Source organism: Planomonospora sp. ID82291, assembly GCF_015711645.1.
GTDB lineage: Bacteria > Actinomycetota > Actinomycetes > Streptosporangiales > Streptosporangiaceae > Planomonospora.
Genome location: NZ_JABTEX010000002.1, coordinates 114963 through 133092 on the forward strand (window position 1 = coordinate 114963; position 18130 = coordinate 133092).

The following is an 18130-nucleotide window of genomic DNA, read 5'->3' on the forward strand; positions in this document are numbered from 1 at the left end:
CCACCGGCCCGGGGCGGTGAGGGCCGTGGGAGGCGACCTTAGGCCGGGCGGCGGGACGCGGATATGGGCGTCCGCAACGAATCGCCGGACCCGCTTGAGCGCCGGCGACAAACCCGTCCGCGCCTGCGGCACCCTACCGGCCCGTTGTCACGTCCATGACAAAACGCCCTGGTGGATTGTGGTCCGCCAGGGATCCCTCCCGCCGACCCCCTGGGTAAGTTGGCCGATCACCTCGGCCGTTCTCAGGAGTCGCCCCGTGGACCTGCTCGGTGAAGACGACATCCGCCGCTTCCTCGCGGAGCGGATCGCGGCCCGCTGCCGCCTGCCCCTCGCCGACGTCGACGTCGACCGTCCCCTGGAGGAGTTCGGGCTGTCCTCGCGTGACGCGGTCGCAGTGGCGGGGGAGCTGGAGACGCTGCTCGGCCGGGAGCTGGGGCCCACCCTGGTCTGGGAGCACCCCACGATCGACCGCCTGGCCCGCGGTCTGGCCCCGCGCGCGGCGGACACCGCCCCGGACACCGCCCCGCAGGCCGTACGGCCTGTCGCATGGCGGGCCGCGGCGGGCGAGCCGGTCGCGGTGATCGGCCTCGGCTGCCGGCTGCCCGGCTCCGTCCGCGGGCCCGAGGACTTCTGGCGGCTGCTCCTGGCGGGCGGCGACGCGGTCGGCGAGGTCCCCGAGGGCCGGTGGGAGGAGTTCGGCGACGGCTCCCCCCGCACCGCCGAGGCGCTGGCCGCCACCACCCGGCACGGCGGCTTCCTCGACGACGTGGCCGGGTTCGACGCCGGCTTCTTCGGGATCGTCCCCGGCGAGGCCGCGACCATGGACCCGCAGCAGCGGCTGCTGCTGGAGACGGCCTGGGAGGCGCTGGAGCACGCCGGGATCGCGCCGCGCTCGCTGCGCGGCAGCCGTACCGGGGCGTTCGTCGGGATCTCCGGCAACGAGTACGCCTACCTGACCACCGCCGACGTCTCCCGGGTGGACGCCTGGACGGCGACCGGAGCGGCGTCCAGCATCGCCGCGAACCGGCTCTCCTACGTGCTCGACCTGCGCGGGCCCAGCCTCGCGGTGGACACGGCCTGCTCCTCGTCGCTGGTGGCCGTCGACCTGGCGGTGCGCAGCCTGCGGGAGGGGGAGAGCGACCTGGCGCTGGCGGCCGGGGTGAACCTGCTGCTCTCACCGGTGGTCACGATGGCGTTCGACCGGGGCGGCGGGACCGCGCCGGACGGCCGGTGCAAGGCGTTCGACGCGGCGGCCGACGGCATGGTCCGGGCCGAGGGCTGCGGCGTGGCGGTGCTCAAGCGCCTGTCCGACGCGTTGCGCGACGGCGACCGGGTGCTGGCCGTGGTGCGCGCCACGGCGGTGAACCAGGACGGCCGCTCCAACGGTCTGGTCGCGCCCAACCCCGAGGCCCAGGAGGCGCTGCTGCGCACGGCCTACGCGGGGCTGGAACCGCCGGACTACGTCGAGGCGCACGGCACCGGCACCTTCCTCGGCGATCCGATCGAGGCGCGGGCGATCGACGCGGCCCTGCCGCCGGGGCACCGGGTCCTGCTCGGGTCGGCCAAGAGCAACCTCGGCCACCTGGAGGCCGCCGCCGGGATCACCGGCCTGATCAAGACCGTCCTGGCCCTGCACCACGGGATCGTCCCGCCCAGCGCGCACTTCCACCGGCCCAACCCGCACATCCCCTGGGACCGGCTGGAGGTCGTCACCGCTCCCACCCCCTGGCCGGTCAGACCGGGCGCGCGTCCCCGGGCGGGCGTCTCCTCCTTCGGCTTCGGCGGCACCAACGCCCACGTCGTCCTCGACGCCGCCCCCCGGGAGCCCGCCGCTCCAGCGGACGCCCGGTCCGGAGTCGAGGACGCGGCCGGGGTACGGGGCGCGCGGGTGTTCCTGCTGACGGACGCCTCGGCGGACCGGGTACGGGAGCACGCCGGGCGGCTCGCCGAGTGGATCGACGGCACCCGGACCGGCCCGAGCGGCTCGAACGACCCGGGCGCTCCGAAAACGGTGGAGGCGGCGCGAGCCGGGAGCCGGACGGCCGACCTGGACGATGTGGCCCGCACACTCGCCCGGCGCGCCGGGCGGGGCCGGGCCGGGGCCGCCGTGGTGGCCCGGGACGCGCGGGAGCTGGCCGCCGGGCTGCGGGCCGTGCACGAGGGGCGGCCCGCTCCGGGCACGGCGGCCGGTACGGCGGTCACGGCGACCGGAACGGCGACCGGAACGGCGGCCGGTACGGCGGTCACGGCGGTGGGCACGGTGACCGGAACGGCGACCGGAACGGCGGCCGGAACGGCGGCCGGCGGGCGGGGGCCCGTCTGGGTGTTCGGCGGGTACGGCGCGCAGTGGGCCGGGATGGGATCGCGGCTGTACGCGCTGGAGCCCGTCTTCGCCCGCGCGATCGACGAGCTGGACCCCCTCTTCCGCCGGGAGGCGGACATCCCCCTGAAGGAGATCGTCGCGGAGGGGCGGGACCCCGGAGGGGTGGCCACCGCCCAGCCGCTGATCTTCGCCGTGCAGCTCGCGCTGGCCCGGCTCTGGAACTCCCACGGCGTACGGCCCGCGGCCGTGGTCGGACACTCGATGGGCGAGATCGCCGCCGCCGTGGTCGCGGGCGGGATCGGCCCGCAGGACGGGGTCCGGGTGGTCTGCCGCCGGGCCCGGCTGCTCGGCACCCTCGGCGGCGGCGGCGCGATGGCCGTGCTGGAGATGGCGGCCGAGGAGGTCCCGGCCGACCTGCACGTCGCCGTGCACTCCTCACCGAGGCAGTGCGTCGTCACCGGCGACCCCGACCGGGTCGCGGCCCTCGCCGCCGAGGTGGCGGCCCGCGGCCTGCTCGCCCGGCCGCTGACCGCGGAGGGCGCCGGGCACTCGCCCCAGGTCAAGCCGCTCCTGCCGAGGCTGCGCGAGGAGCTCGCCGGGATCGAGGGGGGCACGCCCGGCCTCCCCTTCTACTCGACCGTGTTCGACGACCCCCGCGAGGTCCCCGTCTTCGAGCCCGCCTACTGGGCCGCCGGGGTCCGCCGCCCGGTCCGGTTGATGGCCGCGCTCCGGGCCGCCGCCGAGGACGGGCACACCGTCTTCACCGAGATCGGCCCGCATCCGGTCCTGGCCGCGGCCCTGCGCGACACCCTGCCGGCGGGCGCGGTGGTCACGCACTCGCTCCGCCGGGGGCACGACGAGGAGTTCGCCGCCCAGCTGGCGGCCGTCGCCGTGGCGCTGCCCTCGGCGGAGCTGGCCCCGTACGGCGCGGTCACCGACCTGCCCCGGCCCGCGTGGCGGCACGAGCGCCACTGGGTCTCCGCCGCCCGGCGCACCGCGCTCCCGCCGGGGTCCCACCCGCTGCTCGGCACGCACGTCGAGAGTCCCGCCGGGCACGTGTGGACCGCGACCGTCGACGACCTCGCCGACGCCCCCTGGCGGCTGGACCCCGAGCATTGGCGGATCCACGGCCTGCCGGTGCTGCCGCTGGCCGCGGTGGCGGCCCTGGCCCAGGCGGCGGCCGCGGAGGCCTGCGGCCGGACCGAGCTGACCGACGTCGTCCTGGACGGACTGCTCCCGCTGCCCGCCGAGGTCGTCACCACCGTCACCCGGTGCGGCGAGGTGGAGATCGACGCGAGGAACGCCGCGGGGACCTGGACCCGGTACGGCACCGCGACCGTCGTCACCGACGGGCCCCCGACCGGGACGGCGGTCCCGCGCCCGGCGGAGCTCGCCGCCCGGCTGCACGGACGGACGGCGGCGGCGCCGGGCGGGCCGACCGGGACACCGGGCGGATCCGTGACGGCGGCGCCGGGCGGATCCTCGATGCGGGGCGGATCCCCGATGCCGGGCGGGCTCCCGACGGCGGTGTCCGGCGTGCCGGTGCCCGTCGAGATCGGGTACCTCGGTCCGGACGGCACGCCGGAGGACGTCCGGGTCCGGCGGATCCCGGCCACCGCCGTGCCGGTCCCGCTCGCGGCCAAGCTGGTCGGCCGCGTGTGGGCGGAGACCCCGGCCGGTGGAGCTCCGGCCGGTGGAGCTCCGGCCGGTGGAGCTCCGGCCGGTGGAGCTCCGGACCCGTCCGGTCCCGGGGCGAGCCCCGCCAGGTCCTGGCTGCTCGTGGCGGCGGAAGGGGATCCGCGGGCCGGACGGCTCGCCACCGGCCTCGCGGGCGCGGGCCACACCGTCCACCACGCGTCCCTGCTCCAGAGCCCGCCCCCCGGCCCCCGCTCCGGTCCCGGTCCCCGCTCCGGTCCCGGCCCTGGTTCCGGTCCCGGCCCTGGTTCCGGTCCCGGCCTCATCCCGGCCCAGCGCCCCGCACCCGGCCCGGACGCGGATGACCCGGGCGGTCCGGCACCGGCCGCCGAGGAGGTCGTGGTGCTGGTCCCCGCGGGGCTGGCCCCGGCCGGTGCCGAGGACGTGCTGCTCGCCGTCACCCGCCTCGTCCGCGGCCTCACCGGCACCGGTGCGCGACTGCGGCTGGTCACCGAGCGGGCGCAGGCCGTACTGCCGGGAGAGGGCGCCGATCCCGGAGCGGCGGCCCTGCGCGGCCTGGTGCGGGTGCTGGCCTTCGAACACCCGGGTCTGCGCGCCTGCCTGATCGACGCCGACGACCCGGCCGCGCTCCTGACGGAGCTGATCGGCGCCGCCCCGGGCGCCTCCGGCACGCGCCGCGCGCCCGGCCCCGGCGGCTCTGCGGACACCGGGGGCTCCGGGGGCTCTGCGGGCACCGGGGGCTCCGGGGGCTCTGCGGACATTGGGGGCTCCGGGGGTTCCGACGACGAGGTCGCCTGGCGCGGAGGCGTCCGCCGGGCCGCCCGTCTGGCCGCGCTGCCCCTGCCCGCCCCGCCGCCGCCCGGTACGGCGGCGCCGGTGGTGCGGCGGGGCGAGAGCTACCTGATCACCGGCGGGTACGGCGGGCTGGGGCTGGTGGTGGCCCGGTGGCTGGCGGAGCAGGGAGCCGGGCGGATCGTGCTCGGCGGCCGTTCGGGACCGGCGCCCTCGGGGATCGCGGCCATCGAGGAACTGCGGGACCTGGGGACGGACGTCCGGGTGGTGACCGGGGACCTGGCCGTGCCGGGGACGGCCGGGCGGATGGTGGCCGCGGCCGTCGCGGGCGGCCTGCGGCTGCGCGGGGTGGTGCACGCCGCGGGCGTGCTGGACGACCGGCTGGTCGCCGACGTCGGGGCCGCGGACCTGCGCCGGGTCTGGTCGGCGAAGGTCCGCGGCGGGCTGGCGCTGCACGAGGCGACCCGGGGACCCGGCCTGGACTGGTGGGTGGCGTTCTCGTCGGCCGCCGCGCTGCTCGGCTCGCCGGGGCAGGCGGCCTACGCCGCGGCGAACGCCTGGCTGGACGCGCTCTGCGAGCTGCGCCGGGCGGAGGGGCTGCCCGGGACGAGCGTCAACTGGGGCACGTGGGCCGAGGTCGGCGGGGCGGGGCGGGCGGTGCTGCCCGCCGTCTCGCCGATCACCCCCGATGAGGGCGTCGAGGCGCTGGAGGCACTGCTGGCCAGGGGCGTGCCCGCGGCCGGGGTGGTCCGTCTGGACGCGGCGGCGGCCGTGGCGGCCTTCCCCGGGATCGCGCGCATGCCGTACTTCGCCGGGGTGGCGGGGACGGCGGGCGGCACCGGGGACGACGCCGGGAGCGGCTCCGGATGGCCGGGTGCGGAGACGCTGGACGGCCTGGACCCGGACGCCGCCGTGGCGGCGATCACGGCCAGGCTCGCCGAGCGGACGGCCGCCGTGCTGGGCTTCGAGCGGGACGGGCTCCGGGAGGACACGGTGCTGACCGAGGCGGGGCTCGATTCGCTGGCGGCGACCCGGGTGCGCGGCGCGGTCGAGCTCGACTTCGGGGTGACCGTCCCGGCGGCCCTGCTGCTGAACGGGGCGACGCTCGGCGGCGTCGCCGCGGCCGTGGCCGCGGAGCTCGGCGTGCGCGCCGGGGCGGTGTCCGGGGAGACCCCGTCCGGGGCGGCGTCCGGGGAGACCTCGTCCGGAGAGACCTCATCCGGGGTGACGGCCGGAGGGGAACCGGCCGGAGGGGAGCCGGTCGGGAGGGCGCCGACCGGGATGCGGCGGGCCGATCCCCGGCGGGCCGATCCCCGGCGGGCCGATCCCGTACGGCGGGCCGGAGCCGGGGGCGGGGAGGAGGCCGCACGGGACGTCGTCCGGCCCCTCACCCCGGCGGCCCGCGCCTGCCTGGCGGGGGAGAGCGGGACGGGGACGCCGCTGTTCCTGGCGCACGCGGCGGGCGGGACCACGGAGGTCTACGCGCGGCTGGTGGAACTGCTGGGCGCCGGCCGGGTGGTGTTCGGGCTGGAGCGGCTGGACGGCCTGGGGGTGGCGGAGCGGGCGGAGCGCTACGCGGCGGAGATCAGGAGGGTGCGGCCGGAGGGGCCGTACCGGCTGGGCGGCTGGTCGTTCGGCGGGGTCCTGGCCTTCGAGACCGCGCGGCGGCTCGGCGCGCGGGACGTCGAGCTGGTGGCGATGATCGACTCCGGCCTGCCGGACGAGACGTCCCCGCAGGAGCGGATCCGGATCACCGCCCGCCGCTACGCCGACTTCGCCGCCTACCTGCACGAGACGTACGGCGTGCCCGTCGAGCTCGGCTACGAGGAACTGGCGGCCCTGGACGAGGCCGGGCAGCTCGCGCTCACCGAGGAGCGCGTCGCCGCCTCGGGGGTGACCGGCCTGCTGAGCGAGGCGGTCCTGCGCCACCAGGTCACCTCGCACGCCGACACCCGGGCGCTGGAGGCCTACCGGCCGGGGGTCTACCCCGGCCGCGTGGTCCTCTACCGCTCCACCGAGCCGACCCCGTGGGCGGTCCACGACGTCCGGTACGTCCACGACGGCGACCCCTCCCGGGGCTTCGGCCCCTACAGCCCGGCCCTGGAGGTCGTCACCGTCCCGGGCTCGCACCACCTCGACCTGCTCGACCCGCCCCACGTCGACGTCATCGCCGCTCACCTCGCCAACCACGCTGGAGGCCAGCCATGACCCTCGCCCAGGCCGTCGTCGACGGCGCCGACCCCGAAGAGCTCGCCCGCCTGGAGGTCCCCTCGTCCTTCCGGGCGGCCCACACCCGCAAGGACCAGGTCGGCGTGTTCGGCAGGGTCCCGCACGGCACCGACGGCGTGGACAAGGACATCACGACGTCCGTCCACGTCGGCGAGGTGCCGATGCCCGAGCTCGCCCCCGACGAGGTGCTGATCGCCGTCATGGCGAGTGCGATCAACTTCAACACCGTGTGGACGGCCATGTTCGAGCCGATCCCCACCTTCGCCTTCCTGGAGCGGTTCGGCCGAACCGACCCCCGGCACGACCGGGACTTCCACGTGCTCGGCTCGGACGCCTCCGGGGTGGTCGTCCGGATGGGCGCGGCCGTGCGGCGCTGGCGGATCGGCGACCGGGTCGTCGTCTCGCCCGCCTACGTCGACGTGCAGGAGCCGATCACCCACGCCGACTCGATGCTCGGCGAGGACCTGCGGGCCTGGGGGTTCGAGACCAACTACGGCGGGCTGGCCGAGTTCGCCGTGGTCAAGGCCACCCAGCTGCTGCCCAAGCCCCGGCACCTGAGCTGGGAGGAGGCCGCCTGCAACATGCTGTGCGCCTCCACCGCCTACCGGATGCTGGTCAGCCCGCGCGGCGCCCGCATGAAGCAGGGCGACGTGGTGCTCGTCTGGGGCGCCGCCGGCGGGCTCGGCGCGTACGGCGTGCAGCTGGTGCGCAACGGCGGCGGCATCCCGGTCGGCGTGGTCGGCTCGGAGGAGAAGGCGGACCTGCTGCGCCGGCTGGGCTGCGAGCACATCGTGAACCGCGCGCAGTTCGAGCACCTCGACGACGAGAAGGCCTGGCGCGCCTTCGGCGCCGAGATCCGCCGCCAGGTCGGGGAGGACCCGCACATCGTCTTCGAGCACACCGGCCGGGACACCTTCGGCGCGTCCGTCTACGTGGCCCGGCGCGGCGGCTCCGTCGTCACCTGCGGCTCCTCCAGCGGGTACGCGCACTCCTACGACAACCGGCACCTGTGGATGAAGCTGAAGAGCATCGTCGGCTCGCACGGCGCGAACTACCAGGAGTGCCACGAGGTCAACCGGCTGCTCGCGCTGGGCATGCTGCAGCCCACCCTGTCGGCGGTCTACCCGCTGGCGCGGACCGGCGAGGCGGCCCGCGCCGTGCAGCTCAACCGGCACGTGGGCAAGGTCGGCGTGCTGGCGCTGGCCCCCGCCGAGGACCTCGGGATCGAGGACCACGGGCTGCGCGAGCGCATCGGCGAGGACCGGATCAGGACCTTCCGGAGGTGACGGGCCGGCCGGGCGGGTCAGGCCGGGCGAGGACCGATCGCCTGCCGGGCGGGTCAGGCCGGGCGGGGGCCGATCGCCTGCCGGGCGGGTCAGGCCGGGCGGGGGCCGATCGCCTGCCGGGCCCGCAGGACGATCTCCAGCTCGAAGCGGACGTCGGGGTCGGCGAGCTGGTCGCCGTAGAGCTCCTCCAACTGCCGCAGCCGGTAGCGCACGGTCTGCGGGTGCACGTGGAGCCGGGCGGCGACCTCGCCGGCGCCCCGGCCGTGCCGCAGCCACGCCAGCAGAGTCTCGGCCAGCCGGTCCTGCTGGCTGGGACGCAGGTGGGCCAGGGGCGCGAGCCGTACCTCGGCGAGGGCGTCGACGAGCTCCTCGTCCCTGAACACGACGAGGGTGGCCATGTGGTCGGAGCAGCGGACCAGGCCGCGCGTGCCGGAGAGCACGCCGCGCCGACCCAGCTCCAGCGTCTCGCGGGCCCAGCGGAGCGAGGTGGCGGCGGCGGACAGCGGCACGGCGGGGCCGATCGCCGCCTTCCAGCCGCGCAGCCCGGCCTCCAGGGTCTGCGCCCGGCCGGGTCCGCCGGGATCGGGCACGATCAGGCAGGGGTTGGGCCGGTCGAGCCCGGCCAGCACGTCCGGCGGGAGCGACGGCGGGCGGTAGCCGCCGCACTGCTCGTCCAGCGCGACCCCGGCGACCGTCCTGGGCAGCCGCCAGCCGGCGGCCTTGGCCAGGTCCCCGATGGCGTCGGGGGAGGCCGGAGGCTTGCTGAGCAGCAGGTTCAGCAGGCGGTGGCGGCGGCGCTCCATCTCCCCGGCGGTGCGCGCGCGGGCCTCGTCGAAGCCCTCGGCGGCGGCGTCGGCGAGCTGGTCGAGGTAGACGAAGATGGCCTCGCCCAGGTCGTACAGCTGCTGCGGGGTGAGCCCGAGGTCCTCGGCCTGCTCGGTCAGGCGCCGCCAGGCCACCCGGGCGCCCAGGCGCATCGCGGTCTGCAGCGGGTCGAGGTTGCGGCCCTCGTTGGCCTCGCCGCGCCCGATCGTGCGGAACACGTCGGCCTCCAGCGGTCGGCTGGGGTTCTCGATCCGGTCCACGAACTGGCGCAGCGCCTCGTCCACGGCCAGTCGCACGATCTTGACGTACGTCTCGTCGGCCGGCCGGGAGTACTCGGGGATGCGCAGGACGATCTCGTCGATCACCTGCTCGGCGATCCGGGACAGGCCCGGCCGGAGCAGCCGGGCCACCGCGGACGGGGTGGAGCCCCAGAGCCGCTGGTCGGACACCGTGTCGTTCGATCTGCCGGTGCGGCCGCCCAGTCCCCGGACCGCGATCCTCATGTGTTCCTTCGTCGCCACAGACCCTCCCGTCGGAGTGCGCCTCATGTTCTGACGTGATAACACTCGGCAGTAAGCAAACGCTTGTTAGCGTCGCAAATGCAACACCTGACGCATCCGGCGGGAGGGATTGAGACCTATCCGAGATAGGCGGCCTATCCGAGATAGGCGGCGAACTCGTCCAGGGAGATGAGCCCGTCGCCGTCCTCGTCCATCCTGGCGATCGCCGCGGCGGCGGCCTCGGGGGTGAGGGGCTGGCCGAGCACCTCCATGAGACGCGCCAGTTCGACGGCCGAGATCAGGCCGTCGCCGTCGACGTCGACCATGTTGAACGTCAGCGCGTAGTCGTTGGCCATGGGTGGATCCGCCTTCCGGATGCGGAGGAATCAGACGGGATGCACCTTAGCGGCCCGGCTCCGGGACCCCGGAGGAATCCCCGGGGTCCTGGACCGCGCGGCTTCGGAGGAATCCCCGGGGTCCTGGACCGCGCGGCTCCGGGACTCCGGACGAGTCCCTGGGGACCGGGCCGCGCGGACCTCAGACGACCGCCCCGGAGCCCTGCCGGGGACGGGCGGTCCGCTTGAGCTTGGGCTGCGGCGGCGGGGCCGGGTTGCGCTTCTCGAACCGGATCGCCAGCGGCGCCGCGACGAACGCCGACGACAGGGTGCCGACGATGACGCCGATCAGCAGCGCCACCGCGAAGTCGGTGAGGGAGGAGCCGCCGAGCACGGCCAGCGCGGCCAGGATGAAGATCGCGCCCAGGCCGGTGTTCACCGTGCGCGGCACGGTCTGCAGGATCGCGGTGTTGGCCACCGCGGCGAACGCCTCCTTGGGCCGTTCCCCCCACAGCTCGCGGACCCGGTCGAAGACCACGACCTTGTCGTTGACCGAGTAGCCGATCACGGTCAGCATGGCCGCCAGGAACACCCCGTCGATCGGCTTGTTCAGCCACGCGAACGCGCCGACCACGACCGCCGCGTCGACGGCGAGGGTCAGCACGGCCGCCAGACCGAAGGTCCAGCGGAACCGGAAGGCCAGGTAGGCCAGCTGTGCGGCGAGCGCCACGGCCAGCGCGATCAGCGCGTTGCGGCGCAGCTCCGCGCCCATGCTCGGGCCGATGAGCTCGTCGCGGACCTTGTCCACCCGCCCGGCCCCGCGCTCCAGCGACGCCTCGATCCGGTTCACCTCGGCGTTGCCGATCTGACCGGTCCGCACGGAGATGTCCTTTCCGGAGGTCTGCACCACGGCGCTGGGGAACCCGGCGTCGGCGACCAGCTCGCGCGCGGTGTCGGCGGTGATCGCCTGCGTGGTGGAGTACTCGACGATCCGGCCGCCGGTGAACTCCACGCCGTAGTTCAGCCCGCGCACCGCGAGCCCGGCCAGCGCCGCGACCGTCACCGCGGCGGCGACCACGAGGTAGGCCAGGTGGTGGCGCATCAGGTCGGGGCCGTGCTCGTTCAGCCACGTGCGCAGCCGTCCGATGCCGGCGATGCCGGTGATCGCCGGCCGGGCGGCGACGGCCCGGCGGTTGACCGCCCACTGGGCGATGACCCGGGTGACGACCATCGCGGTGACCATGGAGGCGAGCACACCGATGGAGAGCGTCACCCCGAAGCCGCGCACCGGGCCGGAGGCCAGGAAGAACAGCAGCCCGGCGGCGAGCAGCGTGGTGACGTTGGAGTCGGCCACCGCGCTCCAGGCGTTGCGGAAGCCCTTCTCCAACGCCTGCCGGAGCCGCGTCCCGCCCCCGGCCGCCGCGGCCTCCCGCCGCTCCCCGGCCTGCTTCGCGCCCCCGGCTCCGTCCCCGGACCCGGACCCGGACCCGGCCCCGGACCGCGGCCGGGCGGCGTACTCCTCCCTGGCCCGCTCGAAGACCAGCACGTTGGCGTCCACCGCCATGCCGATGGCGAGCACGAAGCCCGCCAGGCCGGGCAGCGTGAGGGTCGCGCCGAGCGCCACCAGCGCCGCGTAGGAGATCAGCCCGTAGCAGGCCAGCGCGAAGGCCGCGACGAGCCCCACCAGCCGGTAGGTGATGACGATGAACAGCGCGGTGAGCGCGACGCCGATGACGGCGGCCTGGGCGCTGGCGGCGATCGCGGCGGCGCCGAGCGTCGGCCCGACGGTCCGCTGCTCGACGATCGCGACCGGGACCGGGAGCGAACCGCCCTCGATCAGCACGGCCAGCTCCTTGGACTCCTCGGCGGTGAAGGAGCCGGTGATCTGGGTGGAGTTGCCCGGCAGGCCCACGTTGCAGGCCACGTCCTCGTTCACCTGCGGGGAGACGAGGACCTTGCCGTCGAGCACGATGGCGACCCGCCGCTTGGGGTCGCCGGAGGGGTTGCAGGCCGCCTCGCCGGTCAGCTTCGGCCACTCCTGGGCGCCCTTGCCGCGGAAGTCGATGGTGACGAACCAGCCGCCGCCCGACTGCGGGTCGATGCCGGCCTCGGCGGCGCCGACGTCGTCGCCGGTGAGCCGGGCCGGGCCGACGAGGATGCGGGAGCCGTCCTCGTCGGCGATGACCTGCTCGCCCGCACCGGGCTTGGTGGTCGCGTCGGCCACCGCGATGACGGGATGGACGGTCAGCTGGGCGGTCTTGCCGATGACCTCGGCGGCCTTGCTCGGGTCCAGCACACCGGGCAGCTCGACGATGATCCGCCGCTCGCCGGAGCGGGACAGCGGCGCCTCCGCCACGCCCAGCGCGTCGGTGCGGCGGCGGAGCACCTCCAGGGTGCGGTCGGTGGTCTCGGCGTCGGCCTTGACCGTCGGGGAGTCCTTGGTCTCCAGCACGATCTGGGTCCCGCCGCGCAGGTCGAGACCGAGGGTCGGGCGCATGGTCAGGGCGACGTAGAGCGACGCGGCGATCACGGCGAACGCCGCTATCGCGCGTATCAGCGGAGCACGCGACATGGAAGCCTCCACAGGCTCGAGAAAGGAAGGAAGCGGTCCCGCGCACGGCCGGCCGCCCCGGCGCGGACCCGCGGAACCCCGCCGGGTACGGCGGAGCGCCCCGGAGCCGGGTCCGCGGAACGCCGGCCGCCGGGTACGGCGGGACGCCCGGAGACCGGGTGCGGGGAGAGGTCCGGAGGACGGGTCCGGGGGGACGTCGGCCGACGGGTACGGCGGAGCACCCCGGAACGCGGGAACGCGGGGTGCCTCAGCCGCCTGTGGAGGGAGGCGCGCGGCCGGACCTGACCAGCAGGGCCGCGAGCGGGCGGGGATCGTCGCCGCGGGCCGGGCGCACGGCCCGGCCGGGAGAGGACGGCGGACCCGGCAGGGAGCGCGGCGGGGCCGCGGCCGGATGGCCGCCGCCCGCACCGGTCCCGGTGAAGGCCGGAGCGGACGCGAGGTGGCGCTCGCCCAGCGGGACCTGACGGGAGAAGGGATGGTGGTCGCCGGGCGCCTTGGCGACGGCCGGCCGGTGCTGCGCGCCGTACGACAGGGCGGCGGGCGCGTTCAGCCCGCCGGAGACGAACAGCGGGAGCAGCAGGGCGAGCAGCCAGCCGAAGGGCGCACCGCACCTTCGCTGCCGCATGGCGCCCTCCGGCGGATCAGGACCACCTCGTGTGATCCCACCCACCATAGCCGGTCGCCACCGCCCGGTCCGGGGAGCGATGCCGCCGAAGCCTCATGAAAGCCTCACCGGAGGGTAGTGCGCCCGCATGCGACTGACCTACACCGGAGACCTGTGGTGGAAGAACGCCGTGGTCTACTGCCTGGACGTCGAGACCTACAAGGACGGCGACGGCGACGGCATCGGCGACTTCCGGGGCCTGACCCAGCAGATCGACCACCTCGACCGGCTCGGGGTGACCTGCATCTGGCTGATGCCGTTCTTCCCCACCCCCGGCCGCGACGACGGCTACGACATCACCGACTTCTACTCCGTGGACCCCCGGCTGGGCACCCTGGGCGACTTCGTGGAGTTCATGCGGACCGCCAGGGACCGGGGCATCCGGGTCATCGCCGACCTCGTGGTCAACCACACCTCCGACGAGCACCCCTGGTTCAAGGAGTCGCGCGCCGGCCGGGACTCGGCCAAGCGCGACTGGTACGTCTGGCGGGACGAGCCGGAGCCCTTCGACCCCAAGGCCATCGTCTTCCCGGACGAGGAGGACAGCCTCTGGGAGCTCGACGAGGGGACCGGGCAGTACTACTACCACAGCTTCTACCGGTTCCAGCCGGACCTGAACACCGCCAACCCCGAGGTCCGCGACGAGATCGCGCGCATCCTCGGCTTCTGGATGGAGCTCGGGCTGTCCGGCTTCCGGGTCGACGCGGTGCCGTTCCTGATCGAGGGCATCGACGGCGGCCCGCACGAGTTCCTGGCCGACCTGCGGGCCTTCATGAACCGGCGGGACGGCACCTCGATCCTGCTGGGCGAGGTCAACCTGCCCTACCCGGAGCTGACGGAGTACTTCGGCGACGGCAACGGCGACGAGGTCACCATGTGCTTCGACTTCGTCGCCATGCAGCGCTTCCACCTGTCCATGGCCCGCAAGAACCCGAAGGCGCTGGCCGAGGCGCTGCGCGAGCGGCCCACGGCGCCCGACGACGCCCAGTGGGCGATGTTCGTGCGCAACCACGACGAGCTGACCCTGGACAAGCTCACCGAGGCCGAGAAGCACGAGGTCTTCGACGCCTTCGGCCCGGACGAGGACATGCGGCTCTTCGACCGGGGACTGCGCCGCCGCGTGCCGCCGATGCTCGGCGGCGACCTGAGCCGCCTCAAGCTGGCCTACAGCGTGCTGTTCTCCCTGCCGGGCACCCCCGTGCTCTTCTACGGCGAGGAGATCGGGCTGGGCGAGAACCTCCAGGCCAAGGGGCGCATGGCCGTACGGGTGCCCATGCAGTGGGCGCCGAGCGGCGGGTTCTCCCGGGGGGAGGTGCGCACCCCCGTGCCGCCGGTGACCGGCGCGTTCGGCCCGCGCCACGTCAACGTCGAGGCCCAGCGCCGCGACCCCGACTCGCTGCTGCACTGGGTGACGACGCTGATCGAGCGCTACCGCGAGTGCCCGGAGCTGGCCTGGGGCGACTACGACGTCCTCGACGCCGGGGACGAGGCCGTGCTGGCCCACCGGGCCGACGCCGAGGGCGGCACCGTGGTCGCCGTGCACAACTTCGCCGACCGCGAGGCGGAGGTGGAGCTGGTCCTGGAGGGCCTCGGCGACCCGTGCGTCCTGGTCGACCTGCTGGTGGACGGGACGCAGGACGTCGGGCCCGGCGGGCGCGTGCGCTTCACCATGGGTCCGTACGGCTGCCGCTGGTTCCGGGTGGCCGAGCCCGACGAGCTCCCGGAGGACGCCTCGGCCAAGGGCCACTGACCAAGTGGCTCCTAGAACTCAAGGACGGCCTTAAGTCGATGGCCAGGCCGCTCCTGTGCGAATCGCACCACATGGTGATCTTATGATCACTTTGAGTGACGTGTCATGGGGTGTCCATCGCGAAAGGCGACGGCTGGTGCATCGGTCAACGCCGAGGGTGGCACCACGGTCGCCGTGCACGACCTCACCGATTGCGAGGTAGGCGTTGATGTTGTCGATATGGCTCGAAAGCGCGAGCCTTTCCAGCCATGTCGACCATCTCGATGGGCCGGCTCGCCGGTGGCGACATCCCTTGGGAGTGCGGAATCCCCTCAACCCCGTATGCTACGGGCCGATATTGTCATCGACCCGGTTCCCAGAGAAGGAAGTTCACCGTGTACAAGGAGTTCGCGATCGAGGCCGTGGTGTGGCTGATCCCCGTGGCCGTGCTCCTCGGCCTGGCCTGGATGATCACGGCGACGGCCTGACCCGGACGGCGCCGCGATCAGCGCGCTGCGCAGAAGGGGACGACGGGTCCTTCTCGAGACCTCATGATCTCCGCGACGCGGCCGCGTCCCGCCCTCCGGCGGGGCGCGGCCGTTCCGTGTCCGGAGAGGGCGCCGATCGCGGGCCCGGCCGGCCCCTCCCGCCGCGGGCGCACCGGCGGAGGATCATGACGTCGCCGTTCCAGCGGCCCCGGCCGTTCCAGCGACTCCAGCGGCTTCAGTCGTTCCAGCGGCTCCGGCGGCTCCGGCGGCTCCGGCCGTTCTCGCCGTCCCCGCCCCGGGGCGGGCGAGGACCCGCCAGAGCCACACCTGGGTTCCCACCAGCAGGGGTGTGAGGATCGCGGCGGCGGGGGTGAGCAGGGCGAGCGTCGCCGGGTCGGCGAGGTGCTCCGCCAGCGGCAGGCGGGATCCGGCCGCCAGCCCGGCCGACACGATGGCGGCCGAGGTCAGGGCGTAGGCGGCGCGCTCGCCCAGCGCGCCGAAGGGCCGCCGCGCCCGCCGCCACGGCACCCCCGCCTCTCCGCCGGATGTCTTCCCTGTCTCTGTGCGCAGTGCATCTCCGCCGGATGCCTTCCCTGTCTCTGCGCGCGAGGTCTCCCCGCGCAGCCGGAGCGCGGCCAGCGCCAGCCCCTGGGCGCAGAACAGCGCGGCGGCGGCGGCGACCGCCGCGGCCAGGACCGGCGGCGCCGCTCCCGCACTCCCCGTGCTCCCCGCGAGGACGAACCCCCAGCTCAGCGCCACCGCCCAGCTCCCGATGACCACCGCCGCCTCGCACCCGGTCCGCCACGCCGCCCGGTCCACCCGTCCCCGCAGCAGGATCCCCGCGTCCCGCGCCACCCAGCCGAGCAGCAGCACGGTGAACGCCGCGTAGTTCTCCGCGAGGAACCCGCCCTCCAGGACGGGGAAGGCCCCGGCGAAGAAGCCGACCGCGACGACCAGCCAGACCTCGTCGGCCAGGAAGAACGGCGTGATCACGTCCAGCACCCGGCCGCGCTCGCCGGGGGAGCGTCCGAGGTACGGCAGGAGCATGCCGATCCCGAAGTCGGCCCCCGAGAGCACGAGGTACCCGGCGGTGAAGAAGGCGAGGAGGGCGATTTCCATCGTGGTTCCTTGTCGGCGGGGGCAGGGGCGGGGACACCGCAGAGCGGTTCGGGGCCGGCGGCCGGAACGCCGCCGGGGTGCGGCTTTCGGGGTGCGGATCAGAACACGGCCGCCGGGGTGCGGCTTCCGGGGTGCGGATCAGAACACGGCCGCCGGGGTGCGGCTTCCGGGGTGCGGATCAGAACACGGCCGCCGGGACCGGTTCGTCCCGGGCGGGCGGGGAACCGGTCGGGAGGTCCGGAGCACCGGGAGCCGGGTCGTCGGCGGGGCCGGGGCCCCGGCGGGCGGTGCGGACGAGCATCCAGGCGTTGAGCGCGACCAGGACCGCGAACAGCACGGTGAAGGCGGCCAGCGAGAACCGGAGCAGGCCGGGCGGCAGGTCGCTCAGCGCCTCCTCGGTGGTGAGCAGTCCCTGCACGGCCCACGGCTGGCGGCCCGCCTCGCGCAGCACCCACCCGCCGAGCACGGCGGCGAACGGCAGCGGGACCGCCGCGATCAGCAGCACGTGCCAGGCGCGCAGCCCCCGGACCGCCCGGGAGGACAGGGCCGGCGGCACGCTCACCAGCGAGACGAGCGCCATCACCCCGAACAGGCCCAGCATCGCGATCCCCCCGGCCTGCACCGGGAGCGCGGGCGGCACGTGGTCCACGAGATCCGCCAGACCCCCGGCTCCTCCCGCTCCCTCCCGGACCGCCCCGTACGCCGCGGCGGCCTCCGCCCGGAGCCGGTCGATCTCCGCGGCGTCCCCCTCGAAGACGGCCCACTTCATCGGCTGCACCGTGGAGAAGCTGAGCTCGCCGAAGGCGAGGACGGCCAGCAGGCCGGGCAGGCCGGTGAACACGCCGATCCGCAGCGAGCGGCGGAAGAACTCCTGCTCGGCGGTCCGGCGGCGCAGGTGGTGGGCGCTCACCCCGGCCAGGAAGAACCCGGCGGTGACCAGCGAGGCGGCCAGGACGTGCCCGAAGGCGGTGAGCGCCGCCGGGTTGGCCAGCACCGCCGCCGCGTCGGTGAGCCGGAGCGTCCCGCCGGACGACTCGGCGCCGACCGGGTTCTGCATGAACCCGTTGGCCACCAGCACCCAGTAGGCCGAGGCGTAGGCGGTGAGCGTCACCACCCAGAACACCGCCAGGTGCGCCCACCGGTTCAGCCGCCCCCAGCCGAAGATCCACAGCCCCAGGAAGGTGGACTCGACGAAGAACGCGACCAGCGTCTCCATCGCCAGCGCCGCCCCGAAGACGTTGCCCGCGAAGTGCGACAGCCCGTTCCACGCCATCCCGAGCTGGAACTCCATCACCAGCCCGGTGACGATGCCCATCACGTAGTTGATCACGTAGAGCCGTCCCCAGAACCGCGTCATCCGCTCGTGCACGGTGGAGCGGGTCAGCGTGGCCCGGGTCTGCACGACCGCGATGAGCGTGGCCAGGCCGAGGGTGAGGGCGACGAACAGGAAGTGCGTCCCCGCGGTGAGGGCGAACTGCAGCCGGGCCAGGTCGAGCGTGTCCATGGCCCCAGCGTCCCGGTACGGCCCCGCCCGCGCGTCCCCCCGGGGATGACGCCCGCCGTACCCCACGGGTTGCGCTCCCCCGCCGCCCGCCTGCACCCGGCGCTCCCC

General features: G+C 75.3%; 9 protein-coding genes. 3 read left to right on the forward strand and 6 right to left on the reverse strand.

The annotated features are described in order from the left end of the window. Positions 1-256 precede the first annotated feature (256 nt). Both HS045_RS11505 and ccrA read left to right on the forward strand, forming a co-directional pair. Positions 257-6979: a type I polyketide synthase gene (locus HS045_RS11505; RefSeq protein ID WP_196451254.1), complete on the forward strand. Its 6723-nt coding sequence runs from the start codon at positions 257-259 to the stop codon at positions 6977-6979. Continuing rightward, a complete protein-coding gene (ccrA, locus tag HS045_RS11510) occupies positions 6976-8286 on the forward strand; it encodes a crotonyl-CoA carboxylase/reductase (RefSeq protein WP_196451255.1) in 1311 nt (436 codons plus the stop codon). Before HS045_RS11505 ends, ccrA begins: the two co-directional genes overlap by 4 nt. Before the next feature lie 89 nt (positions 8287-8375). Here the strand turns inward: ccrA and HS045_RS11515 are convergent, their stop codons facing one another. The 4 genes from HS045_RS11515 to HS045_RS11530 all read right to left on the reverse strand — a co-directional run bounded on the left by HS045_RS11515 (position 8376) and on the right by HS045_RS11530 (position 13143). After that, the gene (locus HS045_RS11515) at positions 8376-9632 is read right to left on the reverse strand and encodes a helix-turn-helix domain-containing protein (RefSeq protein ID WP_307827473.1); all 1257 of its coding nucleotides are present in this window, start codon (positions 9630-9632) and stop codon (positions 8376-8378) included. Positions 9633-9766: 134 nt separating this feature from the next. Further along, positions 9767-9967, reverse strand: a complete 201-nt coding sequence (locus HS045_RS11520) for an EF-hand domain-containing protein (protein ID WP_196451257.1) — start codon at positions 9965-9967, stop codon at positions 9767-9769. 181 nt (positions 9968-10148) lie between these two features. After that, positions 10149-12518: a protein translocase subunit SecD gene (gene secD / locus HS045_RS11525; RefSeq protein WP_196451258.1), complete on the reverse strand. Its 2370-nt coding sequence runs from the start codon at positions 12516-12518 to the stop codon at positions 10149-10151. Positions 12519-12765: 247 nt separating this feature from the next. Beyond that, entirely contained in the window at positions 12766-13143 is a 378-nt protein-coding gene (locus tag HS045_RS11530) for a hypothetical protein (RefSeq protein ID WP_196451259.1), read from the reverse strand. Between the two features lie 127 nt (positions 13144-13270). On the opposite strand from HS045_RS11530, the gene HS045_RS11535 reads away from it, so the two are divergent. After that, complete coding sequence (locus HS045_RS11535; RefSeq protein WP_196451260.1) at positions 13271-14932, forward strand: alpha-amylase family protein; 1662 nt, start codon at positions 13271-13273, stop codon at positions 14930-14932. Between the two features lie 650 nt (positions 14933-15582). Here HS045_RS11535 and HS045_RS11540 read toward each other — a convergent pair. Next, positions 15583-16518 (reverse strand): cytochrome d ubiquinol oxidase subunit II, encoded by a 936-nt coding sequence (locus HS045_RS11540; protein WP_230884001.1) that lies wholly within the window; start codon positions 16516-16518, stop codon positions 15583-15585. A 178-nt stretch (positions 16519-16696) separates the two neighbouring features. Further along, positions 16697-18022 (reverse strand): cytochrome ubiquinol oxidase subunit I, encoded by a 1326-nt coding sequence (locus tag HS045_RS11545; RefSeq protein ID WP_196451261.1) that lies wholly within the window; start codon positions 18020-18022, stop codon positions 16697-16699. Positions 18023-18130: the final 108 nt, after the last annotated feature.

Excerpts from the sequence above, each read along its gene's own strand:
- HS045_RS11545 (WP_196451261.1), bottom strand. The coding sequence starts at position 18,022 with ATGGACACGCTCGACCTGGCCCGGCTGCAGTTCGCCCTCACCGCGGGG.
- ccrA (WP_196451255.1), top strand. The coding sequence starts at position 6,976 with ATGACCCTCGCCCAGGCCGTCGTCGACGGCGCCGACCCCGAAGAGCTC.
- HS045_RS11520 (WP_196451257.1), bottom strand. The coding sequence starts at position 9,967 with ATGGCCAACGACTACGCGCTGACGTTCAACATGGTCGACGTCGACGGC.
- HS045_RS11535 (WP_196451260.1), top strand. The coding sequence starts at position 13,271 with ATGCGACTGACCTACACCGGAGACCTGTGGTGGAAGAACGCCGTGGTC.
- HS045_RS11530 (WP_196451259.1), bottom strand. The coding sequence starts at position 13,143 with ATGCGGCAGCGAAGGTGCGGTGCGCCCTTCGGCTGGCTGCTCGCCCTG.
- HS045_RS11540 (WP_230884001.1), bottom strand. The coding sequence starts at position 16,518 with ATGGAAATCGCCCTCCTCGCCTTCTTCACCGCCGGGTACCTCGTGCTC.
- secD (WP_196451258.1), bottom strand. The coding sequence starts at position 12,518 with ATGTCGCGTGCTCCGCTGATACGCGCGATAGCGGCGTTCGCCGTGATC.